Consider the following 22,564-nt stretch of genomic DNA (forward strand, 5'->3'; position numbering starts at 1 on the left):
ATAACAACTTCGGGACAGTAGGAAGCAGGCCTGTGGGGCTGCTTCCATCCGAAGTTCATGGGTTGCGAGCCGGGGCTCGAAACCTGGGGTGGCAGCAATGGGCTGCAACACCCGTACCGTTTCGGTCATTTTCGACCTTTGAAACAGTGGCCATCCGCAGGGGCGGTCTGGTCTTGGAAAAACTCGATGTTTCAAGTGGAAAGAGGTACTAAAAGCGCTTGAATTCTCTGTCCGACTTGTGTTTGGTTTTTGGCTTCAACCCCTACATGTAGGGTTTTTTTTGCAGCGGGCTACAAGATAATGCGTTTTGGGGACCGAATGCAACGTACTGCCTGTGGATAAACCTGTGCGTAATTTGTGTGCGAAACATGGAACTGCGCTGTAGGCCGCGACCCTGCTGGAGCGGGCCTTTTTTCATCGTTTTTGAGGCGCCGAAAACAGCCTGTCGATTTTTGCGGGCGCGGACGTTACCACACAAATCTCGCTCGACCGAACGCATTTGTCCGCTTGTTTTCTACCGGGGCGCCGTTTATACAATCGGCCGGTGTGTCGGACAGGGTTATCCTCTTTTGACATGACAAAAGAGCGAGGGGGGCGAGCGCGCGTATCCTTGTGGCGAGGGGATTTATCCCCGTTGGGTCGCGAAGCGACCCCCTGTGTTCTACCTGACACAGCTAAGCGACTGATTTGGGGCTGCTTCGCAGCCCAGCGGGGATAAATCCCCTCGCCACAGATGAGTGCGTCAATCCTTCTTCCATATTCACAGCAATACGAGGCCCCCAGTGGAACAAGAAGCCTGGCAGATATTGATCGTCGAGGATGACCAGCGTCTGGCCGAGCTGACCCGTGACTACCTGGAAAGCAATGGGCTGCGTGTCGCCATCGAAGGCAACGGCGCGGTGGCGGCGCAGCGGATCATTGTCGAGCAGCCGGACCTGGTGATCCTCGACCTGATGCTGCCCGGCGAAGATGGCCTGAGCATCTGCCGCAAGGTCCGCGCGCAGTACGATGGGCCAATCCTGATGCTCACGGCCCGCACCGACGACGCCGACCAGATCCAGGGCCTGGACCTGGGCGCCGACGATTATGTCTGCAAGCCGGTCCGCCCGCGTTTGTTATTGGCGCGCATCCAAGCGCTGCTGCGGCGTAGTGAACCGGAGCCATCCTCCCCGCAAAAATCGCGGCGCCTGCAATTCGGCCCCTTGGTGGTGGACGACGCTCTGCGCGAGGCCTGGTTGCAGGGCAACGGAATCGAGTTGACCAGCGCCGAGTTCGACCTGCTATGGCTGTTGGTGTCCAATGCCGGGCGCATCCTGTCCCGGGAGGAAATCTTCACCGCCCTGCGTGGCATCGGGTATGACGGCCAGGATCGCTCTATCGACGTAAGGATCTCGCGCATCCGGCCCAAGATCGGCGATGACCCGGACCATCCACGGCTGATCAAGACCATCCGCAGCAAAGGCTACCTGTTCGTGCCTGAAGCCTGTGTAGACCCGGCACCGTGAACTCGATCTTCCTGCGCATCTATGGCGGCATGTGTGCGGCGCTGGTGCTGGTGGCGGTGCTTGGGGTGCTGGCCCTGCACCTGCTCAACCAGACTCGCAGCGAGCAGTACCGCGAGCGCCTGGCCCACGGCACGTTTTCCCTGATGGCCGAGAACCTGCGGCCGATGAACGACACCGAGCGCCATCGGGCGTTGCTGCTATGGGAGCGGCTGCTGGGCATCCCTCTGGCGCTGCAGACCTTTGCCCAGACCGACCTGGACCTGGGACAGCGTACCCGCGTGCTGCGTGGTCAGGCGCTGGTCGAACAGACCGGGCCCCATGCGGCGAAGGTCTATCGACTGGTCAGCGATGGCGAGCAACTGATGCTGGTGGGGGAAGTCCAGCAGATCAGCGAGCAATTGGCCCGGGCGACTATCTATCTGCTGGCGGACGAACTGGTGCGCTACCCGGTGGGCGAGCAACCCCGGCGGCTCGCGCAACTCATGGAAGAAAAAGGTTTCGGTTTCGATCTGCGGCTGATGACCGCCGAGCAGGCGGACATGGACGAAGACCAGCGCCGTCGTGTGTCCGAGGGCGATACGGTGATGGCCTTGGGCAAGGGCGGCGATTCGATCCGCGTGTTCGCCGGCATGGTGGGCACGCCGTGGGTACTGGAAATCGGTCCGCTGTACCAGATGAACCCTTACCCGCCCGAATGGCTGGTGCTGATCGCGGCGTTGGGCTTGAGCCTGATCGGCTTGATCGTCTACCTGTTGGTGCGTCAGTTGGAGCGGCGCCTGAGTGGCCTGGAGGCCGCCGCTACCCAGATCGCCCAGGGCAGCCTGGAAACCCGCGTGCCGGCCCGTGGTGCCGACTCGGTCGGTCGGTTGGCCGCCGCGTTCAACGGCATGGCCGAGCACCTGCAACAACTGTTGGCGATCCAGCGTGAGTTGGTACGAGCGGTTTCCCACGAACTGCGTACCCCGGTGGCGCGCCTGCGCTTCGGCCTGGAAATGCTCGGCAGCGCTGCCACCCCCCAGGCCCGGGAAAAATACCTGGCAGGCATGGACCATGACATCGAAGATCTGGATCGGCTGGTGGACGAGATGCTGACCTATGCGCGACTGGAGCAAGGCTCACCGGCGTTGAATTTCCAGCGGGTGGATCTGGATGCGCTGGTCAGCCAGGTGATCGAGGAACTGGGCCCTTTGCGGGCCGGGGTCACGGTCGAACGCGGTTTGTGCCTGTCTGCCGCCGATTGCGACGGCGCCTGGGTCGAAGCCGAACCACGCTTCTTGCATCGCGCCTTGCAGAACCTGGTGGGCAATGCCATGCGCCATGCCAAATCCCGGGTGACCGTCAGCTATCAGGTGGGACAACTGCGTTGCCGGGTGGACGTCGAGGATGACGGGCCCGGTGTGCCGGAGGCGGCCTGGGAGCGGGTGTTCAAGCCCTTCCTGCGCCTGGACGACAGCCGTGCCCGTGCTTCGGGCGGTCATGGGCTGGGGCTGTCGATCGTACGGCGGATCATTTACTGGCATGGCGGCCGGGCGTTGATCGCCAAGAGCAAGAGCCTGGGTGGGGCATGTTTCAGCTTGAGCTGGCCGCGGCATCAGGACAGGGCTTGAGGGATGTAGCGACTGGATTGTCCTCATCGCGAGCAGGCTCGCTCCCACATGGGAAAGCATTCCTCCTGTGGGAGCGAGCCTGCTCGCGATGGGGCTTTCAAAAGCGATACAAAAGCCTCAGGCCTTGATACCCACCAGACTCAACAACTGCCCATCCTTCACCCCAAACCGCGCTTGCAATTCACTGCCATGGCGCCATTCAGCCGACAGGTCGGTCAGCAAGCGCAGTCGCACCTGCCCGTCGCGGGTCCATTCCAGCACCTCGGCATGTTCGAAGTAGAAGCGCTGCCCGACGATCGGGTACAACGCCTTGAAAAGGCTTTCCTTCACCGAAAAGGTCAACGTCACCAGCAAGGCCCGTTCATCTCGCCGGGTGGTGGCCATGCGTTGCAGTTCCGGTGGGGTCAGGATTTCACTCGCCAGCCGCTCGGCGCGCTCCGGGTCGAGCAGGTTCTCCAGATCCATGCCCAACCCTTGCCAGTGGTCCTTGCTGGCGACAATGGCCGCCGCCCGGCCGGTGCCATGGGTGATCGACCCGCTGACATGGGCCGGCCAGACGGGGGCTCGGTCCTCGCCGATCGCCGGTACGCAGTGCTGGCCGTCCAATTGATAAAGGGCTGCCCGGGCACAGATTCGCCCCGCAAGGAATTCGGCCTGACGTTTGGGTACCGAACGCTGAATGCTCGCGGGTGGCTCGATGGCACTGTTCGGGAAGTCTTCACCGGTCAGCAACAGCGGATCGAAGCGAGTGCTCAGCAGGATTGTCTCCGGCAGGGCATCGGGCAACAGCCAATGTTCATCCAGGGGCGAGCAGCAGGCGGGCAAGGCAGGGAGTCGGTTCATGCCGGGCATTTTGCCGGGTTGGCTGGGTGCTGGGTAGTGATGTGAGCGGTTGGACTGAAATTCTGCTGGGAAGAAGGGGTTTTTGTGGCGAGGGGATTTATCCCCGCTGGGCTGCGAAGCAGCCCCAAATGCAGCGATGCGGTAAGTCAGTCACACCGAGCTGCCTGATTGAGGGCTGCTTCGCAGCCCAGCGGGGATAAATCCCCTCGCCACAGGGGGGGGTCAACCAAAGATCTTCTTGAAGAACTTCTGCATATCCGCCCACGACTGCTCATCGGCCGTCTTGTTGTAGCCAATGTCCGGCCCGCCATGTTCGCCGTGGCTCAGGCGATCGGCATCGGGGTTGCTGAAGCCGTGCTTGGCGCCTTTCAGGCTGACGAACTTATAGTCGGCGCCGGCCTTGTCCATCTCGCTCTTGAACGCGGTGACGTTATCCTCGGTGACCATGCTGTCCAGCGCGCCATGCTCGACCAGTATCTTCGCCTTGACGCTGCCGGGCGTGGCCGGGGTGTTGGTCACCAGGGCGCCGTGGAAGCTCACCACGCCGGCCAGCGGAACGCCCTGGCGAGCGGCATCCAGCACCACTTTGCCGCCGAAGCAGTAGCCGATGGCGGCGAGTTTGTCCGGATCGGTCTGGGGCTGTTTCCTCAGCAGGTCGAGCCCGGCCTGGAATCGCGCGCTGGCGGCCTTGCTGTCCTTGAGTGCCGCCTGCATGAACGCCATGGCGTCCGCGGGGTGCTCGGTGTTCTTGCCATCGCCGTACATGTCGATGGCCAGGGCGCTGTAGCCGAGGCCGGCGAGGTCGCGGGCGCGGCGCTTGGCGTAGTCGTTCAGCCCCCACCATTCATGCACCACCACCACGCCCGGGCGTGGACCCTTGATCGCATCGTCGTAGGCGTAATAGCCGATCAGCTTCGTGCCGTCGGCACTGGTGTAAGGAATTTCCTGGGTCTGGACGGCGGCGTGGCCCGCGCCGCTCAAGGCCAGAAGTACAACGGCAAGCAACCTGCGCATGGGGAAATCTCCTTGAAAGAATGGGTTCGCTCGAGACAGAACACTCTAGCCGATTCATTCAGCGCAGGTTCAGAGAACGTTCAAGGGGTGTTCAGGGACCGCTGGTTAACGTGACCACGACTTCACACACCACCCACGTTTCAAAGGAACCTGAACATGACACACATGAAGAAACTGCTGCTGGCTTTCACTGTGCTGGGTGCCAGCGCCCTGGCCCACGCCGATGACAACTTCGCCAGCCTGACCCTCGGCCAGACCAGCGACAAGGTCAAGAAATCCAGTGCCCTGGACCAGGCGCTGAACAATCCGAACGCCGACGGCGTGATCGGCAAGGACACCACCTACGGCGTGCGCCTGGGCAAGCAGAACGACCAAGGTCGCTACTACGCCACCTACGACAACGTTTCGGGGACCCATAACGGCATCAAGTTGCGCCAGGAAAACCTGTTGGGCAGCTACGATCTGTTCTACCCCGTCACTGGCAGCACCAAACTGTTCGGCGGTGCGACGGCGGGCCTGACCAAGGTGACCCAGGACTCCCCAGGCTTCAGTCGCGACAGCGACATCGGTTTCACGGCGGGCCTGCAGGGCGGCGTCCTGCAACAAATTTCGCAGAACACCTCGGTGGAACTGGGTTACCGTTACCTGCGCAGCAACGCCAGCACCGAGATGAGCCCCCACGGTGGCGACAAGGTGGGTTCGCTGGACCTGACCAGCAGTGCCCAGACCTACCTGTCCGCCAACTACACATTCTAAGCGGGCGAGGGTGAGCGTATCCCGCCGGATCGGCCCGAGACGATCCGGCGGCTTTCGTTGCGCTGCACAGCATCGGATTGTCTGATTTGCCTGGAGAGAGGCTCCATGAAGTTACTGGTCGTCGAAGACGAAGCGCTGCTGCGCCATCACCTGCAAACCCGTCTTACCGACAGCGGCCATGTGGTGCAGGCCGTCGCCAATGCCGAGGAGGCCCTGTACCAGGTTGCGGAATTCAACCATGACCTGGCGGTGATCGACCTTGGCCTGCCCGGGATCAGCGGCCTGGAGCTGATCCGCCGGCTGCGTGCCCAGGACAAGACCTTTCCGATCCTGATCCTCACTGCCCGTGGCAACTGGCAGGACAAGGTCGAAGGCCTGGCCGCCGGGGCCGATGACTATGTGGTCAAGCCGTTTCAGTTCGAAGAGCTGGAGGCCCGGCTGAATGCCCTGTTGCGCCGCTCCAGTGGCTTTACCCAGTCGACCATCGTCGCCGGCCCGTTGCTGTTGGACCTCAACCGCAAGCAAGCCTCCCTCGACGAGGAACCGCTGGCGCTGACGGCCTATGAATACCGCATCCTCGAGTACCTGATGCGCCATCACCAACAGGTGGTGCCCAAGGACCGCCTGATGGAGCAGTTGTATCCCGATGACGACGAGCGCGACCCCAATGTCATCGAAGTCCTGGTCGGGCGCCTGCGCCGTAAACTCGAAGCCCCCTCCGGCTTCAAGCCGATCGACACCGTGCGTGGCCTGGGGTACCTGTTCAACGAGCGCTGCCAGTGATTCGTTCCCTGCGGCTGCGGTTGATGCTGGCCGCCACGATCCTGGCGGTGTTGTTCATGCTGGCGCTGCTGCCCGCCATGCAAGGCGCGTTCAGCCTGGCGTTGCAGGAATCCATCCAGCAACGCCTGGCCTCGGACGTGACCACGCTGATTTCCGCCGCCCGGGTGGAAAACAATCGCCTGAAGATGCCGGCACAGTTGCCCGACGAGCGTTTCAACCTCGCCGATGCCCGTCTGCTGGGCTACATCTATGATCGCGACGGGCGACTGGTCTGGCGGTCGAAGGCGACCCGGGAAGAAAACATCAATTACACGCCTCGTTATGACGGCCAGGGCAATGAGTTTGCCCGCATTCGCGAGCAGAGCGGCGAGGAGTTCTTTGTCTATGACGTCGAGATCAAGTTGCTCGCCGGCCAGAACGCGGCCTTCAGCATCGTCACCCTGCAACCGGTGCGTGATTACGAAGTGACCCTCCAGGGGTTGCGGGACAAGCTCTACCTGGGTTTCGGAGCGGCGCTGGCGGTGTTGCTGGCGCTGTTGTGGATCGGTCTGACCTGGGGGCTGCGGGCGTTGCGACGCCTGAGCCAGGAGCTGGACGAAATCGAAGGCGGCACGCGGGAGAGCCTCAGTACCGAGCATCCCCGGGAACTGCTGCGCCTGACCGGCTCCCTCAACCGGCTGTTGTACAGCGAGCGGGAGCAGCGCAGCCGCTATCGCGACTCCCTCGACGACCTGGCCCACAGCCTGAAGACGCCGTTGGCGGTCTTGCAGGGTGTCAGCGAAGACATGGCCCGGCGCCCCGAAGACCGTGGGCAGGCCTGGGTGCTGCAAACCCAGATCGAGCGTATGAGCCAGCAGATCGGCTACCAGTTGCAGCGTGCCAGCTTGCGCAAGAGCGGGCTGGTGCGCCATCAGGTGCGCCTGCGGCCGGTGCTGCAAAGCCTGTGCGACACCCTCGACAAGGTCTATCGCGACAAACGGGTCAACGTCCGCTTCGACCTGCCGGAGCACTGTCACGTGCCGATCGAGCAGGGCGCCTTGTTGGAGATGCTCGGCAACCTGCTGGAGAATGCCTATCGGCTGTGCCTGGGGGAAGTGCTCGTCAGCGCGCATCAGACCCTTGGCGGCATCGAGCTGTGCGTCGAGGATGACGGGCCAGGCGTGCCGCCGGACCAGCGTGCACGGATTCTCCAACGCGGCGAGCGGCTGGACCGTCAGCATCCGGGGCAGGGGATTGGCCTGGCGGTGGTCAAGGACATTATCGAGAGCTACGGCGCACGATTGACCCTGGGGGATTCGGAACTGGGCGGGGCGGCGTTCCGGGTGCTTTTTCCGGTGGTTTGACAGGAGTGGACTCGAGGCAAACCTGTGACTTGAACTTGCATGAACTCTGTGGGAGCAAGGCTTGCCCGCGATGGCGTCCTCGAGATTGTCATCGCGGGCAAGCCTTGCTCCCACAGGGGTAAACACCAAGCTCTTCCCTCAATTCTCCTGCGCCCGATAAGCCCCGGGCGTCAGCCCCGTCCACTTCTTGAACGCCCGGTGGAACGCCGATGGCTCCGAGAACCCCAACTGCTCGGCGATCTGCTGCAGCGACAGGTCCGCGCGGCCCAGGTGGTAGATGGCGATATCCCGCCGCAGGTGATCCTTGAGCTCCTGGAAGCTGGTGCCTTCCTCCCGCAGATGGCGGCGCAGGGTCTGGGGGCTGAGGTGCAGATGATCGGCGGCGGCCTCCAGGTCCGGCCAGCGTGCGGTATCGCGGCCGAGCAACCGCCGCAGTTGGCTGCTCAGGCTGTGACCGTCGTCCGGGCGCGAAAGCAGATCGGCGGGGGAGCGCTCGAGAAAACGCTTGAGGGTCCGTTCGTCCTGAAGCAATGGCATGTCCAGGTAGCGGCTGTGGAATAACAGGCTGCTGTGTTGCGCCTCGAACACCAGTGGACAGGGGAACAGCAAATCATACTCGGCGCCATGGGCGGGCCTGGCATAACTGAAGCTGGCCTGCTCCAGGCCGATTCGCTGGCCGATCAGCCAACTGGCGAGGCGATGCCAGACCACCAGCAGGCTTTCGGCGAGGAAATGATCCGGGTCCCACAAGGCCGAATCGTCCAGCACCAGGCGCACCTGTTCGCCTTCAGCTACCAGTGTCAGGTCCGGGGCGTCGGGGAACAGGCGGTAGAACAACAGGCCACGCTGGAGCGCCTTGCCCAGGGTCCGGCAGTGGATCAGCGTATGGCACATCATGGCGAACGTCCCGGGTTTGCTCGGGGCGCTGCCGAATCCAAGGTATTCATCACCCAATGCCAGCCACAGCGATTGCAGCAGGCGGGCGAACTGCTCCGGCGCGATACGCGCGCGGGGCTCGTCCAACAGCTCAGGGCTGATGCCCAGTTGTTGCAGCAGGGGAAGAGCGTCGAATCCCTGCCGACGTGCGCCGCCCAAGGCTGCGCGGGCAAAGTGACTGGCGATCGTGCGTTGGCGCATGGCATCAATCCGTTCGATAAGCGACCGATGGTAGCAGGGCGCTCCATCGCGACAAGGCGGATATCCGCCAAATCCCGGAACAGGAATCAAGCTGTTGGCGGAAATCCGCCATCTTATACGCTATCGTTTAACTTGTGATTAATCACAAAACCTGTCTGCCATGGCGGCTGTAGGGCGTTTCTGAGAAATGGCACGGGCTTTGCGATGCATTACGTAGGTCTGCCACCGTGCAGCCGACAAAACAAATCCCTCCAGTGCAGGAGGGTTCGCAAAGTTGAGGTGTCGTGGACAACAGATGGATGTTGTCACACGGGACGCTTGAGGAAGGTTTGCCATGACGACTCGTCAGCCCTTGTACAAATCCCTGTATTTCCAGGTGATCGTTGCCATTGCCATCGGTATTTTGCTCGGCCACTTCTATCCGCAAACCGGTGTGGCTCTCAAGCCGTTCGGTGACGGGTTCATCAAACTGATCAAGATGGTCATCGCCCCCATCATTTTCTGCACCGTTGTCAGCGGTATCGCCGGCATGCAGAACATGAAGTCGGTGGGCAAGACCGGCGGTTACGCACTGCTGTACTTCGAAATCGTCTCCACCATCGCCCTGCTGATCGGCCTGGTCGTGGTCAACGTCGTGCAACCGGGCAACGGCATGCACATCGACGTGTCGACCCTGGACACCAGCAAGATCGCCGGTTTCATTTCGGCTGGTAAAGACCAGAGCATCGTCGCCTTCCTCCTCAACGTGATCCCGAACACCATCGTCGGCGCGTTCGCCAACGGCGACATCCTGCAAGTGCTGATGTTCTCGGTGATCTTCGGTTTCGCCCTGCATCGCTTGGGTGCCTATGGCAAGCCGGTGCTGGATTTCATCGATCGCTTCGCCCACGTGATGTTCATCATCATCAACATGATCATGAAACTGGCCCCCCTGGGTGCGTTCGGTGCCATGGCGTTCACCATCGGCGCCTACGGCGTGGGTTCGCTGGTGCAACTGGGCCAGCTGATGATCTGCTTCTACATCACCTGCGTCGTGTTCGTGCTGGTGGTGCTGGGCGCCATCTGCCGCGCTCATGGCTTCAGCGTCATCAAGTTGGTCCGCTACATCCGTGAAGAGCTGCTGATCGTGCTGGGTACTTCCTCGTCGGAATCGGCGCTGCCACGCATGCTGATCAAGATGGAGCGCCTGGGTGCCAAGAAGTCGGTCGTAGGCCTGGTCATCCCAACAGGCTACTCGTTCAACCTCGACGGTACTTCGATTTACCTGACCATGGCCGCGGTGTTCATCGCCCAGGCCACCGACACCCCGATGGACCTGACTCACCAGATCACCCTGCTGGCTGTGCTGTTGCTGTCCTCCAAAGGTGCTGCTGGCGTGACCGGTAGCGGCTTCATCGTACTGGCGGCCACCCTGTCGGCCGTGGGCACCCTGCCGGTTGCCGGCCTGGCGCTGATCCTGGGTATCGACCGTTTCATGTCCGAAGCCCGCGCCCTGACCAACCTGGTGGGCAACGCTGTCGCCACCATCGTGGTTGCCAAGTGGGTCAAGGAGCTGGATGAAGACCAGTTGCAGACCGAACTGGCTTCCGGCGGTCGCGGCATCTCTGACGTGCGTGAAGACGACGAGCAGATCGCTGCGGCGCAGATCGCAGCGGCTGAAGGCTCTACTCCAGGCACTGTGAAGTAATCTTCAGGCTGCAATGAAAAACCCGCTTCGGCGGGTTTTTTCATGGGCGGCGTCAAAGCTCACCACAGATGAACTCGCTGAGCGCATTGGTCATCCCAAACGACACCTGCAGTAATTGCCCCATCGCCAGCACCTGCCTAGTCTTTGTTCATCATCCGGCGGAGACCCTCCATGCAAGGTCCATTGGCATCGCTCAAGGTTCTGGATTTCTCGACCCTGCTACCCGGGCCGTTCGCCTCGCTGCTGCTGGCGGACATGGGCGCCGAGGTGCTGCGCATCGAATCACCGACCCGCCCGGACCTGCTGCGCGTCCTGCCGCCCCATGACCGGGGTGTTTCCGCCAGCCATGCCTACCTCAATCGCAACAAGCGCAGTCTTGCCCTGGACCTCAAGCAACCGGAGGCGCTGGAGGTGATCAAGCGGTTGCTGGGTGACTACGATATTTTGCTGGAACAGTTCCGTCCTGGCGTGATGGAACGACTGGGACTCGGGTATGAGGCGTTGAAGGCGATCAATCCCCGGCTCATCTACGTGTCGATCACCGGCTACGGCCAGACGGGCCCCTACAAGGACCGTGCCGGACATGACATCAACTACCTGGCCCTGACAGGGCTGGCCAGCCAGACCGGGCGTGCCGACAGCGGCCCGTTGCCGTTGGGGATCCAGGCGGCGGACGTCGCCGGCGGGTCGCTGTACGGGGTGATCGGATTGTTGGCGGCGGTAATCGCCCGCCAGCAGAGCGGGCAGGGCCAATACCTGGATGTGAGCATGGCCGATTGTGTGTTCAGCCTCAACGCACTGGCGGGCGCCGGTTACCTGGCCAGCGGTGTCGAACCCGGTTGGGAAAAGCACCTGCTCAATGGCGGCAGCTTCTATGACTATTACCGCACCCGGGATGGTCGCTGGATGTCGGTGGGCAGTCTGGAACCGGCTTTCATGCAAGCGTTGTGTGAGGCCCTGGGCCGGCCGGAGCTGGCGGTTCACGGGCTGTCACCCGAGTCCGAGCGGCAACAGATGCTCAAGCAGGCGCTGCAAGTCGAGTTCGAGAAGCATGATTTCACCGAACTTTGCCGGTTGTTTGCCAAAATCGATGCCTGCGTCGAGCCGGTGCTGAGCCTGGAAGAAGCCCTCGGGCATCCGCAGTTGCAGGCCAGGAAAGTGGTCACCCAGGTGCCTCGGGGCGATGGCTCGAGTCAGGCGCAGATGGCTTGCCCGTTGAAGTTCTCGGAAGGGTTGCCCGAGTCTCGGCATATTGGTGCAGGACTGGGGGCGCATACGGATCAGGTGCTAGAGGAGTTGGGGTTCAGTGCTGAGCGGATTGCTCGACTGCGGGATGGCAGGGTGATTTTGTAGTGGTATTGCTGGCCTCATCGCGAGCAGGCTCGCTCCCACAATGGTTATTTGGGCGCTGCAAAATCCCTGTGGGAGCGAGCCTGCTCGCGATGAGGCCGGCCCAGGCCCCCCAAATCCCTCTACTCCACCCGCGTCTCCCCGCTGAACACCAATGTCCCGCGACAACTGCGGCACAGATACCGTCGTCCCTGGCGCACCAGGTTATGGCGCTGGGCCGAGAACGGGAAATCGCTGCCTTCGCAGGGGCATTTGTAGATGTAACGGGTAACGCTACGGCGTTTGATTTCGTAGGTGTGGCAGCGGTTGGGCGGCAGTTCGTAGACGCCGCGCATGATCAGTTGCCATTCTTCGCCATGGGGTTGGATACGTTCGCCAAACAATTGATGGGCGATCAGGTGCGCGACTTCGTGGGCGACGGTCTGCTTGAGGAAGTCTTCAGCATTTTCCCGGTATAGCTGTGGATTGAAGCGCAGCAGGTTCTCATGCAAATGTGCGACACCGGCTTTCTGGCCACGCAATTTGAAGCTGACCACCGGGCGTTTGAAAGGACGTTTGAAAAAGGATTCGGCTTGTTGGTAACACTCTTCGACGCGGGTATTGAGTTGCTCGAGCATGCTTTACGGGTCTCCAGAAAACCGAGTATGCCGCAAGCGTCGGCCGTTGCGAATCGCTCAGGTGCCCAGCGGTCGTTTCCTCAGTCAGACACAGGAAGGCCGCCTTGCGGCGGCCTGTGTTGGCAGATCCTGTTTTTATAGGAGAGCCTTGGTTCTTCAGTTGGTATAGACCGGGCCGACGCCCAACCCCCAGACAATCACTGTGAACGCCATGATGGCAACCAGCACCACCAGGCCGACGGCGAGTACCGAACTGGAAAACAGGAAGCCTTCGTCCTGGGGAATATTCATGAAGGTCGGCAAGCCCACATACAGCAGGTAAACCGTGTAGCAGATCGCCGCCGTGCCCACGATCATTCCCAGCCACATGTGTGGATAGAGCGCCGCCAGGCCGCCGATGAACAGGGGAGTGGCGGTGTAGGTGGCGAACGCGACGCAACGGGCCAGGCTCGGGTTGGCGTCATAGGTACGGGCCATCCAGTGAATGAACGCGCCCATCACCGCGACACCGCCCAGCATGGCCAGATAGGACATGATGGTCATCCACAGCGCGCTTTCCTGGGTGAGCATGACGGGGGCACGATTGCCGATGACCCATCCTACCTGCGTCGTGCCGATAAACGCCGATACCGCGGGAATCGCCGCCAGGATCAGCGTGTGGGTGAGGTACATGTGGCTGATGCTTTCCTCCTGATCGCCACGGATGTCTTTCCATTCTTGATCAGGGTGGGTAAAGAGCCCCACGACATGATGGATCATAGTCAGTCACTCCTTTGTTATTGCCATCGCCCCCCAACGGAGCGCCTACGAGCCAAATGGCCAAGTAAGTAAAGGTCTGAATATGTGTGCGACCTTATGACGCAGTATAGAAAGGACTCATCCCGAGGGGGATGGGGGGCTTAGAGCAAATCGCGCTGTAGGTGGGCGGGTTAATCGCCGATAGGTCTGTGTGTAAGGTCTTGAAGCCAGCGAATAACCCTGTGGCGAGGGGATAAATCCCCTCGCCACAACAGTGGTGTGCCAGCCTCTTCGCCGCAGGCCTGTTTTTGCGTAAAATGCCGGCCCTTCGTCACACCTCACGGATTTCGCGTCATGGGCACTCTTACGGTCAACCAGAACAAACTGCAAAAGCGCCTGCGCCGCCTGGCCGGTGAGGCGGTTGCCGATTTCAACATGATTGAAGACGGCGACAAGGTCATGGTCTGCCTGTCCGGGGGCAAGGACAGCTACACCATGCTCGACGTGCTGATGCACCTGCAGAAGGTTGCGCCGATCAAGTTCGACATCGTCGCCGTGAACATGGACCAGAAGCAGCCGGGGTTTCCCGAGGATGTGCTGCCGGCGTATCTCGAGTCGCTGGGCGTGGAGTACCACATCGTCGAGAAAGACACCTACTCGGTGGTCAAGGAGCTGATTCCCGAAGGCAAGACCACCTGTTCGCTGTGTTCACGCCTGCGTCGCGGTACGCTCTACACCTTCGCCGACGAGATCGGCGCGACCAAGATGGCCCTGGGTCATCACCGTGACGACATCGTCGAGACGTTCTTCCTGAACATGTTCTTCAATGGCTCGCTCAAGGCCATGCCGCCCAAGCTGCGCGCCGATGACGGGCGCAACGTGGTGATCCGCCCGCTGGCCTATTGCAGCGAGAAAGACATCCAGGCCTATTCGGATCTCAAGCAATTCCCGATCATCCCCTGCAACTTGTGTGGTTCCCAGGAGAACCTGCAGCGCCAGGTGGTCAAGGAGATGCTTCAAGAGTGGGAGCGCAAGACGCCAGGCCGTACCGAGAGCATCTTCCGTGGTTTGCAGAACGTCGTTCCGTCGCAGCTGGCGGACCGCAACCTGTTCGATTTCACCAACCTGCGTATCGATGAAAGCGCTGCTTCGCGCTTCGTCAACGTGGTGAATCTCTGACCCGCTTTTTTACACCGGACCCAAGGAGCAGGAATGCGCGATTACAAGTGGCTGCATGAGTACTGTCTGAACCGCTTCGGTTCGGCGGCTGAACTGGAAGCCCACCTGCCTGTTCCCAAGACCCCGGCGCAACTGCGCAAGATCGGCGACGACCGCTACCTCTCGAGCATGTCGCTGCGGATCTTTCGCGCAGGGCTCAAGCACAGCCTGGTGGATGCCAAGTGGCCGGCGTTCGAAGAGGTGTTCTTCAAGTTCGATCCGGAAAAAGTCGTCTTGATGAGTGCCGAGCACCTGGAGCGGTTGATGCAGGATGCGCGGATCATCCGACATCTGGGCAAGCTCAAAAGCGTGCCGCGCAACGCGCAACTGGTACTGGACGCGGCTCATGAAAAAGGCAGCTTCGGTGCGCTGATCGCCGACTGGCCGGTGGACGACATCGTTGGCCTGTGGACCTACCTGAGAAAACATGGTCATCAACTGGGCGGCCTATCGGCTCCGTACTTTTTACGGATGATGGGCAAGGACACCTTCGTGACCAGCAACGACGTTGTGGCGGCGCTCAATGCCCAGGACATCATCGACAAAGTTCCTACAAGCCTGCGGGACCTGGCGACGGTGCAGAATGCCTTCAACCAGTGGCATGAAGAAAGTGGCGGGCGGCCGATGAGCCAGATTTCGAAGATGCTGGCGTATACCGTGAATCATTAAGGCCGAGTCGCACCTATCGCGAGCAGGCTCGCTCCCACATTAGCAATGCATTTCCCTGTGGGAGCTAGCCTGCTCGCGATGGCGGCCTGTCAGGCAACGGAGATGTCGCCCTCGCCAGCCAACCGCCGGTTCAACTGGAACCGCCAGCGCACATACAACAACGCCGAGCAGAACACCGCCACGCTCGCGAGCATTTCCAGCACGCCGAACAGTTGCCGGTTCGGGTCATAGGCCGCCAATGCGCCCTTGATGAAATACAGGTTCACCACGAAGCACATCCATGAATGGCCGCGAGCGCTGCCGGTGAGCATGCCGGGTGCCAGTATCAACAGCGGTACCAACTCGATCAGCAGGATCACCCAGGGACGCGCGCCGTGCAGATCGGCGATCAGCAGGTAATACACGCTGAGCACTCCCACCAGGCCGAAAAAGCACAGCAGGCTGAGAGCACGGGCGATGCGTACGCGCGGCTCCAGCCACTGGATGGAGGGGAGGATCTTCGGCTTTTTAGCCACGGCCGCTCTCCAGCAACTGTGCGGTTTTCGCCAGGCGCGAACCCAAGGCCCGGCACAAGGCGACTTCATGCTCGTTCAAGCCGCTTTTCCCGTCACTCCCGGCGTGATGGCTCGGCCCGTAAGGCGTACCGCCGCCCTCGGTGTCGATCAGCGCCGACTCGCTGTAGGGCAGGCCGGTGATCAGCATGCCGTGGTGCAACAGCGGCAGCATCATCGACAGCAGGGTGGTTTCCTGGCCGCCGTGCAGGCTCGCGGTGGAGGTGAACACCCCAGCTGGCTTGCCCACCAGGGCACCGGTCAACCACAGGTTGCTGGTGCCGTCGAGAAAGTACTTGAGCGGCGCGGCCATGTTGCCGAAACGGGTCGGGCTGCCCAAGGCCAGGCCGGCACAGTTCTTCAGGTCATCGAGGGTGGCGTACAGCGGACCCTGCTCGGGAATGTCCGGGGCCACCGCTTCGCATTCGGTGGAAATCGCCGGCACCGTGCGCAACCTGGCTTCCAGCCCGGCCTGTTCGATGCCGCGGGCGATCTGCCGGGCCATTTCGTTGGTGGAGCCGCTGCGGCTGTAATACAACACCAGGATGTACGGTGTGCTCACGGCAGGATCTCCAGGATCTTCTCCGGCGGACGGCCGATCACGGCTTTGTCGGCGGTTTCGAGAATCGGCCGCTCCATGAGTTTCGGGTGGGCGGCAATGGCGGCGATCAATTGCGCCTGGCTCAGGCTTTCGTCGGCCAGGTTCAGGTGAGTGTATTCGTCCTCGCCGGTGCGCAGCAGTTGCCGGGCCGTGATGCCGAGCTTGCCCAGCAGCCGTTCGAGCTGCGCTGCATCGAGTGGGGTCTCCAGGTAGCGGACCACGGTGGGCGTCAGGCCGCGGGCCTCCAACAGTTCCAGCGCACCGCGGGATTTAGAGCAGCGCGGGTTGTGATAAAGCGTCAGATCAGTCATGAGCGGGTCGCATCTTGCGTAAGGTGGCGGCTATTCTACTGTGCCACGATGGGTCGTGGCAGCGTTCACATTCAGACAAGGATTGGCACATGGCAAGGCGATTGACGGCGGCACTGGCATTCATGGGCATCCTGTTGCTCGCCGGTTGCGGAAACGACTACGGGGTCGACCAGAATGGCCAGGCGATCGACTCGCAACGGCTGGACAAGCAGTGGCTGGTCATCAACTACTGGGCCGAATGGTGCGCACCGTGCCGTACTGAGATCCCGGAGTTCAATGCCTTGGCCGAACAGCTCAAAGGGCGCAACGTCGGTGTGTTCGGGGTCAATTTCGATCAGGTGCAGGGCGAGGAGCTCAAGAGCGCCAGCGACAAGATGGGCATCCGATTCACCGTGCTGGCCCGGGATCCGGCCGAGATCTTCGACCTGCCGCGCAGCGAAGGGTTGCCGGTGACCTACATCATCGACAACGAGGGCAAGGTGCGCGAGCAATTGCTGGGCGAGCAGACGGCTGTGGGGGTGATGGCGAAGCTCAAGGCGTTGCAGGCACTTAAATAGCACTTTGTGGCGGGGAGGTTGTGAGGGCTGTTGTGGCGAGGGGATTTATCCCCTCGCCACAATGAATTACACCCGTACCAGGCTCAACCCTCTTCCAGCCACCACCGCAGCGGCTTGCCCTGGGCCGGCCAGAAGCGTACTTGCTCGATGGGCGAGATGTCCCAGCGTTCAACCTTTTCCAGTGCCCGCAAGAACCGCGACTCCTGCTCCATCACGGCCGGACCGCAGAGTTTGCGGGTGCTGCCGATCTTGCCGAAGCTCAGGCGGTGGCCTTCCAGGGTATAGGGGGCGAACCAGTGATTGCAGCCGGCATTGCCATAGGCCCGGCCATCCTCCCCCAGGGTGATGGTCAGGTGGCTGTAGTCCATCAATGGCCGTTCACCGATCCATTCCAGGATGTAGCTGCGGTTCTGTTGCAACTGTACAGGTTCGGCGGCACAGCCCATCAGGCTCATGCCGATCAACGCGGACAGGGCCAGACGTTTCATCAGGCGGCTTCCCTGCACGTCGGGCACAGGTGTTTTTCACCCGCGGTGGCCCAGCCCAACTCGGCGATACGCGCGCTGGCGGCCGGTTTCTGGGCCTTGACGCCAAGCTTGGCGTCAACAGCAAACTCGAAGCTCAGTTCCTTGGCGCAACCGTCGCAATTGACCTGCCAGGTGTGGATTGCCAGTTCGCCGAACACCGGACCGGTGGTCATGGCGGTCCATTGGCCCATGGGCTTGAGCAGGTGGCGAACGGTGTCCACGGTCAGGCGCATGGACAGATCCTTGCTGCCTTTGAGGGTGACCAGCAGTACATCGTTGGCCTGGATCGAACCGCCGTTACCGGTGACCTGATAGCGGCCCGGCGCCAGTGCGCGGACTTCGGTCAGGGTGTGCTGCGGGTTCATCAGGGTGTAGCGGAAATCGTGCTCGGCCATGGGTCCTCCAAAATAGGCGCGACATGCTAGCACGCGGTATGGGTGGGGATGGTCCGGATGCGACGAACACCGCCCTCCTTGTGGGAGCGAGCCTGTCAGTTGACATTGATGCCGACTGATCTGCCGCTATCGCGAGCAGGCTCGCTCCCACAGGGGGCTGGTGTTGTAGTTGGTTTTAGTCGTTCACCAGGTTTTGTGGCGTGCCGTTCGCCCAGGCGGCGATGTTGTCCAGGGTGGTCGCGGCGATTGCGTCCAGCGCTTCATGGGTCAGGAACGCCTGGTGCGCGGTGATCACCACGTTGGGAAAGGTCAGCAGCCGTGCCAGCACATCGTCCTGCAAGGGCTGGTCGGAGCGGTCCTTGAAAAACAGTTGAGCCTCTTCCTCGTAGACGTCCAGCCCCAGATAACCCAACTGACCGCTTTTCAGCGCTTCGATCAGGGCCGGTGTGTCCACCAGGCCGCCGCGCCCGGTATTGATCAGCATGGCGCCGGGCTGCATCGTCGCCAGCGAATCGGCATTGATCAGGTGCCGGCTGTGTTCGTTCAGCGGGCAGTGCAGGCTGATGATCTGCGCTTGCGCCAGCAGATCGGCCAAGGGCAGATAGCGGGCCCCCAGGGTTTCGACCTGAGGGTTGGGATAAGGGTCACAAGCCAGCAAGCGGCAACCGAAGCCGGCCATGATCCGTGCGAACGTCGCGCCGATCTGTCCGGTGCCGACCACGCCGACTGTCTTGCCCACCAGGTCGAATCCGGTCAGGCCATGGAGGCTGAAGTTGCCGTCGCGGGTGCGGTTATAGGCGCGGTGCAGGCAGCGATTGAGTGCCATGATCAATGCCACCGCATGTTCGGCCACCGCATGAGGCGAATAGGCCGGCACCCGGACGATGCTCAACCCCAGGCGCCTGGCGGCGGGCAGGTCGACATGGTTGTAGCCGGCCGAGCGCAGGGCGATCAACCGGGTTCCGCCGTTTGCCAGCCGTTCCAGTACCGGGGCGCTCAGGTCATCGTTGATGAATGCGCACACCACCTCGTGCCGTTCGGCCAGGGCCACGGTGTCCAGGTTCAAGCGGGCTGGCTGGAATTGCAGTTCAAGGCCGGCGGGTAGCGGGGCTTTGATGAAACTGTCTCGATCGTAGGTCTGGCTGCTGAAAAGAATCGCGCGCATGGCGGCCTCCTGGCACTTTGAATCGTGTCAGCTTAGCCGCCATCGACCTTGGGTTTATTGCCTTGGATCAGGCGCTGATGCGGGCCTCGCTGGCCAGGCGATCGATGGCCCGATCCAGGTCTTCCAGGGCGCCGCTGGCCTTGGGGTCCTGTTGCTTGAGCAAGGTTTCGCTGCGTTGGCAGGCGGCGCGCAATTGCGGGACGCCGCAGTAGCGTGTGGCGCCATGCAGGCGATGGACCCGCTCGATCAGGGCGTTGTGATCGTTGGCCTCGCTGGCCTGGCGAATCGCTTCGCGGTCGGCTTCCAGGGAGGCCAGCAGCATCGCCAGCATGTCTGCCGCCAGATCGGCCTTGCCAGCGGCCAGACGCAGGCCTTCTTCATGATCGAGCACCAGCAGTTCGCTGCCGCCCTGGGCGTCGAAGCCTCGCTCCGGGGATTGATTGCGCAGGGCCAGGCCGGTCCATTTGAGCACCACCTGGGCCAGTTGCCGCTCGCTGATGGGTTTGGTCAGGTAGTCGTCCATGCCGCTTTGCAGCAAGGCGCGCTTTTCGTTGGCCATGGCGTGGGCAGTGAGGGCGACGATCGGCAACGGTGTGCAATGCCGCTCGCTTTCCCACTGGCGGATGGCCTCGGTGCTCTGGCGACCGTCCATGCCGGGCATCTGTACGTCCATCAGAACCAGGTCGAAGGTTTCCTTCTGCACGGCCTGGACCGCGGCATAGCCGCTTTCCACTGCCAGCACTTTGGCACCCATGTCTTCGAGCAGGGTTTGCACCAGCAACAGGTTGGCCGGGTTGTCGTCTACGCACAGGACCTTGGGGGCGCGGCTGGCCACCGGCTCGTTGGGTTCGTTGCGCGGCGGGCGCGGGTTGACCAGGTCGGACAACGAGCGGCGCAACTTACGGGTACAGGCCGGCTTGGCCTGCAACTGGCTGTGGGGGTTGGGTACCGAGAGGTGGTACAGGGTCTGCTCGGTGGTCGGGCACAGCACCAGGACCTTGCAACCCAGGTGCTCAAGGTCCCAGATATGCTGGTTGAGGCGCTCCGGCGGCATGTCGTTGCTGGTGATGCCCAGCACGGCCAGGTCGATGGCCTTGTCGGTCTGGTGGGCGATGGTCACGCCATTGGTCAGGTTTTCCAGGGTATTGAATGGCGTTACCTGCAAGCCGCAGTCTTCCAACTGGTGCTGCAAGGCCTGGCGGGCCAGTTCGTGGTTTTCCAACAGGGCCACGTGGCGACCCAGCAACGGTGGACCGGGCAGGTCCTCGGCGTCGTCACGGGTCTTGGGCAGGCGCAGGCTGATCCAGAATTCCGAGCCTTCGCCCGGTGTGCTGTCGACCCCGATCTCGCCACCCATCTGTTCCACCAGGCGCTTGGAAATCACCAGGCCCAATCCGGTGCCGCCCGGCTGCCGCGACAGCGAATTGTCAGCCTGACTGAACGCCTGGAACAGCGCCCGCACGTCCTGGTTCGACAGGCCGATACCGGTGTCCTGGATGCTGATGCGCAGTTGCACGCTGTCTTCGTGTTCGTCTTCGAGCATGGCCCGGGCGACGATGGTGCCTTCGCGGGTGAACTTGATGGCGTTGCTGACCAGGTTGGTGAGGATCTGCTTGAGTCGCAGCGGATCGCCCACCAGCGACAACGGGGTGTCGCGGTAGACCAGGCTCACCAGTTCCAATTGTTTGGCATGGGCGGCGGGGGCGAGGATGGTCAGGGTGTCCTGCAACAGGTCCCGCAGGTTGAACGGAATGCTGTCGAGCACCAGCTTGCCGGCCTCGATCTTAGAAAAATCCAGGATCTCGTTGATGATGCCCAGCAGGCTGTCGGCGGACTTTTCGATGGTGCCCAGGTAATCGAGCTGGCGCGGGGTCAGTTCGCTTTTCTGCAGCAGATGCGTGAAGCCGAGGATGCCATTGAGGGGCGTACGGATTTCATGGCTCATGTTCGCCAGGAATTCGGACTTGATCCGGCTGGCCTCCAGGGCCTCCTTGCGGGCCAGATCCAGCTCGATGTTCTGGATCTCGATGGTCTCCAGGTTCTGCCGCACGTCTTCGGTGGCCTGGTCGATGCTGTGCTGCAGTTCTTCCTGGGCGTTCTGCAAGGTGCCGGCCATGCGGTTGATGCCTGACGCCAGCTCATCCAGCTCCTGGCTGCCCAGCGGCGGCAGGCGGGTTTCCAGATGACCGTCCTTGAGTTGCGCCACGGCCAGCTTGATCTGGCTCAGCGGTCGGTTGATCGTGCGGCCCATGCGCAGGGCAAGCAACCCGGTCAGGCCCAGGCCGGCGGTGATCAGCAACAGGCTGGCAAACAGGCTGCGGTAACCGCGCAGCAGCATGCCGCTGTGGGACAACTCCAGCTCGACCCAGCCCAGCAGGCGGTCGGCTTCTTCGGGGATCAGTTCGCCGGCGAGGTTGCGATGTTTGCCGAATACCGGCAGCAGGTAGCGCGTGGCATCGTTGCCGGTGCGTTGCAGCAGTTGGGCACTGTTGCCCTCCGGTGCACGGTTGAGCATGGTCGGGCCGGCGTGGGCCAGGGGCGTGCGGTCCGGGGCGAGGAACGTCACGGCGCGCACGTCCGTCTGCTCGAGGGATTGGGTAGCGATGCGTTCCAGCAGGTCGCTGTCCTGGCGACTCATGGCCGGGGCGACCAGTGGAGCAAGCTGTTCGGCGATCATCTCGCCACGCTGCAGTAACTGGGCATGCAGGTCCGATTGCTGCATCCAGGTGAAATAGCCGCCCAGGACCAGCGCCATCAGGCTGGTCGGCAACAAGGTCAGCAACAGCACGCGGCCTTTGATTCCCAGTTTCTTGAGCACACTTGTCTCCTGCATCCAGCGGTCTGATCGACTTTGCGCGCATCCGGCACGCAACATCTGCGCAGTGTAGCGATTTGCAGGCGGGCAATCTCCGTAAAATTCATGTCGCCGTGCATCCGTACCGTTGGGCGATCATCCGCTGCGATAAGCGGCGCTGGCGTCTGGAACGACCGGCTATCGCGTCTGTGCAGAGGTGACCCTGTTCCATGCATGCGATAGGACACCGCCGTGGTCCGTACTTATCAGCACGAGTGCGTGGGCTCGACAGAGCGTAGGAGATATAGCCGCAACCAAGTGGGGCGCTTGGTGGATTCCACTTATATCTTTCGGTTATAGGCGCTTGATTTTGAGTGATATGGAGCGCCGACGTTT

Annotated in this window: 22 protein-coding genes; 10 read left to right on the forward strand and 12 right to left on the reverse strand. The window is 61.9% G+C overall.

Features of this window, described 5'->3' with window-relative positions; all coding sequences use genetic code 11:
* The first annotated feature begins 782 nt into the window (after window positions 1-782).
* Window positions 783-1,505, forward strand: coding sequence for a response regulator (locus CGA22_RS19875; protein ID WP_188258682.1), 723 nt, complete (start codon window positions 783-785; stop codon window positions 1,503-1,505).
* Window positions 1,502-3,112 (forward strand): ATP-binding protein, encoded by a 1,611-nt coding sequence (locus CGA22_RS19880; RefSeq protein ID WP_041020665.1) that lies wholly within the window; start codon window positions 1,502-1,504, stop codon window positions 3,110-3,112. Before CGA22_RS19875 ends, CGA22_RS19880 begins: the two co-directional genes overlap by 4 nt.
* Before the next feature lie 117 nt (window positions 3,113-3,229).
* Here the strand turns inward: CGA22_RS19880 and CGA22_RS19885 are convergent, their stop codons facing one another.
* Both CGA22_RS19885 and CGA22_RS19890 read right to left on the reverse strand, forming a co-directional pair.
* The gene (locus CGA22_RS19885) at window positions 3,230-3,955 is read right to left on the reverse strand and encodes a 4'-phosphopantetheinyl transferase (RefSeq protein ID WP_218187517.1); all 726 of its coding nucleotides are present in this window, start codon (window positions 3,953-3,955) and stop codon (window positions 3,230-3,232) included.
* Between the two features lie 222 nt (window positions 3,956-4,177).
* Window positions 4,178-4,969: a dienelactone hydrolase family protein gene (locus CGA22_RS19890; protein WP_041020663.1), complete on the reverse strand. Its 792-nt coding sequence runs from the start codon at window positions 4,967-4,969 to the stop codon at window positions 4,178-4,180.
* A gap of 156 nt (window positions 4,970-5,125) precedes the next feature.
* On the opposite strand from CGA22_RS19890, the gene CGA22_RS19895 reads away from it, so the two are divergent.
* From CGA22_RS19895 to CGA22_RS19905, 3 genes are all read left to right on the forward strand, one after another.
* Window positions 5,126-5,725: an outer membrane beta-barrel protein gene (locus CGA22_RS19895; protein ID WP_041020662.1), complete on the forward strand. Its 600-nt coding sequence runs from the start codon at window positions 5,126-5,128 to the stop codon at window positions 5,723-5,725.
* Window positions 5,726-5,830: 105 nt separating this feature from the next.
* Entirely contained in the window at window positions 5,831-6,508 is a 678-nt protein-coding gene (locus CGA22_RS19900) for a response regulator (protein WP_041020661.1), read from the forward strand.
* Window positions 6,505-7,851: an ATP-binding protein gene (locus CGA22_RS19905; RefSeq protein ID WP_041020660.1), complete on the forward strand. Its 1,347-nt coding sequence runs from the start codon at window positions 6,505-6,507 to the stop codon at window positions 7,849-7,851. The genes CGA22_RS19900 and CGA22_RS19905 overlap by 4 nt, the downstream gene beginning before the upstream one ends.
* 138 nt (window positions 7,852-7,989) lie before the next feature.
* On the opposite strand, the gene CGA22_RS19910 is transcribed toward CGA22_RS19905, so the two are convergent.
* The gene (locus CGA22_RS19910) at window positions 7,990-8,988 is read right to left on the reverse strand and encodes an AraC family transcriptional regulator (RefSeq protein WP_188258683.1); all 999 of its coding nucleotides are present in this window, start codon (window positions 8,986-8,988) and stop codon (window positions 7,990-7,992) included.
* Window positions 8,989-9,322: 334 nt separating this feature from the next.
* On the opposite strand from CGA22_RS19910, the gene CGA22_RS19915 reads away from it, so the two are divergent.
* Window positions 9,323-10,675 carry a dicarboxylate/amino acid:cation symporter gene (locus tag CGA22_RS19915; RefSeq protein ID WP_041022949.1) on the forward strand — a complete coding sequence of 451 codons (1,353 nt, stop codon included), beginning with the start codon at window positions 9,323-9,325 and terminating at the stop codon, window positions 10,673-10,675.
* Window positions 10,676-10,846: 171 nt separating this feature from the next.
* Complete coding sequence (locus CGA22_RS19920; RefSeq protein WP_041022948.1) at window positions 10,847-12,028, forward strand: CaiB/BaiF CoA transferase family protein; 1,182 nt, start codon at window positions 10,847-10,849, stop codon at window positions 12,026-12,028.
* Window positions 12,029-12,147: 119 nt separating this feature from the next.
* Here the strand turns inward: CGA22_RS19920 and CGA22_RS19925 are convergent, their stop codons facing one another.
* Window positions 12,148-12,642 carry a SprT family zinc-dependent metalloprotease gene (locus CGA22_RS19925; RefSeq protein WP_041020229.1) on the reverse strand — a complete coding sequence of 165 codons (495 nt, stop codon included), beginning with the start codon at window positions 12,640-12,642 and terminating at the stop codon, window positions 12,148-12,150.
* 156 nt (window positions 12,643-12,798) lie between these two features.
* Entirely contained in the window at window positions 12,799-13,401 is a 603-nt protein-coding gene (locus tag CGA22_RS19930) for a Yip1 family protein (RefSeq protein ID WP_024779754.1), read from the reverse strand.
* Between the two features lie 333 nt (window positions 13,402-13,734).
* On the opposite strand from CGA22_RS19930, the gene ttcA reads away from it, so the two are divergent.
* Both ttcA and CGA22_RS19940 read left to right on the forward strand, forming a co-directional pair.
* Window positions 13,735-14,559, forward strand: coding sequence for a tRNA 2-thiocytidine(32) synthetase TtcA (ttcA, locus tag CGA22_RS19935; RefSeq protein WP_041020228.1), 825 nt, complete (start codon window positions 13,735-13,737; stop codon window positions 14,557-14,559).
* A gap of 33 nt (window positions 14,560-14,592) precedes the next feature.
* Window positions 14,593-15,267 carry a DNA-3-methyladenine glycosylase I gene (locus CGA22_RS19940; protein WP_041020227.1) on the forward strand — a complete coding sequence of 225 codons (675 nt, stop codon included), beginning with the start codon at window positions 14,593-14,595 and terminating at the stop codon, window positions 15,265-15,267.
* 89 nt (window positions 15,268-15,356) lie between these two features.
* Here the strand turns inward: CGA22_RS19940 and CGA22_RS19945 are convergent, their stop codons facing one another.
* From CGA22_RS19945 to arsC, 3 genes are read right to left on the reverse strand one after another with little or no spacing between them, the layout of a single operon-like run.
* Window positions 15,357-15,782: a DUF2069 domain-containing protein gene (locus CGA22_RS19945; RefSeq protein ID WP_041020226.1), complete on the reverse strand. Its 426-nt coding sequence runs from the start codon at window positions 15,780-15,782 to the stop codon at window positions 15,357-15,359.
* Window positions 15,775-16,380, reverse strand: a complete 606-nt coding sequence (gene wrbA / locus CGA22_RS19950) for an NAD(P)H:quinone oxidoreductase (RefSeq protein ID WP_041020225.1) — start codon at window positions 16,378-16,380, stop codon at window positions 15,775-15,777. The genes CGA22_RS19945 and wrbA overlap by 8 nt, the downstream gene beginning before the upstream one ends.
* Entirely contained in the window at window positions 16,377-16,730 is a 354-nt protein-coding gene (gene arsC, locus CGA22_RS19955; protein WP_041020224.1) for an arsenate reductase (glutaredoxin), read from the reverse strand. The genes wrbA and arsC overlap by 4 nt, the downstream gene beginning before the upstream one ends.
* Before the next feature lie 89 nt (window positions 16,731-16,819).
* Between arsC and CGA22_RS19960 the strand changes: the two genes are divergently transcribed.
* Window positions 16,820-17,287: a TlpA disulfide reductase family protein gene (locus tag CGA22_RS19960; protein ID WP_041020223.1), complete on the forward strand. Its 468-nt coding sequence runs from the start codon at window positions 16,820-16,822 to the stop codon at window positions 17,285-17,287.
* Between the two features lie 83 nt (window positions 17,288-17,370).
* Here the strand turns inward: CGA22_RS19960 and CGA22_RS19965 are convergent, their stop codons facing one another.
* The 4 genes from CGA22_RS19965 to CGA22_RS19980 form a co-directional block, all read right to left on the reverse strand.
* Window positions 17,371-17,775, reverse strand: a complete 405-nt coding sequence (locus CGA22_RS19965; RefSeq protein ID WP_041020222.1) for an META domain-containing protein — start codon at window positions 17,773-17,775, stop codon at window positions 17,371-17,373.
* Window positions 17,775-18,209 carry a hypothetical protein gene (locus tag CGA22_RS19970; protein ID WP_041020221.1) on the reverse strand — a complete coding sequence of 145 codons (435 nt, stop codon included), beginning with the start codon at window positions 18,207-18,209 and terminating at the stop codon, window positions 17,775-17,777. The genes CGA22_RS19965 and CGA22_RS19970 overlap by 1 nt, the downstream gene beginning before the upstream one ends.
* A gap of 175 nt (window positions 18,210-18,384) precedes the next feature.
* Window positions 18,385-19,374 (reverse strand): 2-hydroxyacid dehydrogenase, encoded by a 990-nt coding sequence (locus CGA22_RS19975; protein ID WP_041020220.1) that lies wholly within the window; start codon window positions 19,372-19,374, stop codon window positions 18,385-18,387.
* Between the two features lie 67 nt (window positions 19,375-19,441).
* Complete coding sequence (locus tag CGA22_RS19980; RefSeq protein WP_041020219.1) at window positions 19,442-22,192, reverse strand: response regulator; 2,751 nt, start codon at window positions 22,190-22,192, stop codon at window positions 19,442-19,444.
* Between the last annotated feature and the right edge of the window lie 372 nt (window positions 22,193-22,564).

This window comes from Pseudomonas sp. PSB18 (genome assembly GCF_014596565.1).
In the GTDB taxonomy this organism is placed as follows: Bacteria; Pseudomonadota; Gammaproteobacteria; order Pseudomonadales; family Pseudomonadaceae; genus Aquipseudomonas.

Excerpts from the sequence above, each read along its gene's own strand:
- CGA22_RS19970 (WP_041020221.1), bottom strand. The coding sequence starts at position 18,209 with ATGGCCGAGCACGATTTCCGCTACACCCTGATGAACCCGCAGCACACC.
- CGA22_RS19890 (WP_041020663.1), bottom strand. The coding sequence starts at position 4,969 with ATGCGCAGGTTGCTTGCCGTTGTACTTCTGGCCTTGAGCGGCGCGGGC.
- CGA22_RS19965 (WP_041020222.1), bottom strand. The coding sequence starts at position 17,775 with ATGAAACGTCTGGCCCTGTCCGCGTTGATCGGCATGAGCCTGATGGGC.
- arsC (WP_041020224.1), bottom strand. The coding sequence starts at position 16,730 with ATGACTGATCTGACGCTTTATCACAACCCGCGCTGCTCTAAATCCCGC.
- CGA22_RS19895 (WP_041020662.1), top strand. The coding sequence starts at position 5,126 with ATGACACACATGAAGAAACTGCTGCTGGCTTTCACTGTGCTGGGTGCC.
- CGA22_RS19925 (WP_041020229.1), bottom strand. The coding sequence starts at position 12,642 with ATGCTCGAGCAACTCAATACCCGCGTCGAAGAGTGTTACCAACAAGCC.
- CGA22_RS19900 (WP_041020661.1), top strand. The coding sequence starts at position 5,831 with ATGAAGTTACTGGTCGTCGAAGACGAAGCGCTGCTGCGCCATCACCTG.
- CGA22_RS19940 (WP_041020227.1), top strand. The coding sequence starts at position 14,593 with ATGCGCGATTACAAGTGGCTGCATGAGTACTGTCTGAACCGCTTCGGT.
- CGA22_RS19915 (WP_041022949.1), top strand. The coding sequence starts at position 9,323 with ATGACGACTCGTCAGCCCTTGTACAAATCCCTGTATTTCCAGGTGATC.
- CGA22_RS19975 (WP_041020220.1), bottom strand. The coding sequence starts at position 19,374 with ATGCGCGCGATTCTTTTCAGCAGCCAGACCTACGATCGAGACAGTTTC.
- CGA22_RS19930 (WP_024779754.1), bottom strand. The coding sequence starts at position 13,401 with ATGATCCATCATGTCGTGGGGCTCTTTACCCACCCTGATCAAGAATGG.
- CGA22_RS19885 (WP_218187517.1), bottom strand. The coding sequence starts at position 3,955 with ATGAACCGACTCCCTGCCTTGCCCGCCTGCTGCTCGCCCCTGGATGAA.
- CGA22_RS19920 (WP_041022948.1), top strand. The coding sequence starts at position 10,847 with ATGCAAGGTCCATTGGCATCGCTCAAGGTTCTGGATTTCTCGACCCTG.
- CGA22_RS19910 (WP_188258683.1), bottom strand. The coding sequence starts at position 8,988 with ATGCGCCAACGCACGATCGCCAGTCACTTTGCCCGCGCAGCCTTGGGC.
- CGA22_RS19960 (WP_041020223.1), top strand. The coding sequence starts at position 16,820 with ATGGCAAGGCGATTGACGGCGGCACTGGCATTCATGGGCATCCTGTTG.
- ttcA (WP_041020228.1), top strand. The coding sequence starts at position 13,735 with ATGGGCACTCTTACGGTCAACCAGAACAAACTGCAAAAGCGCCTGCGC.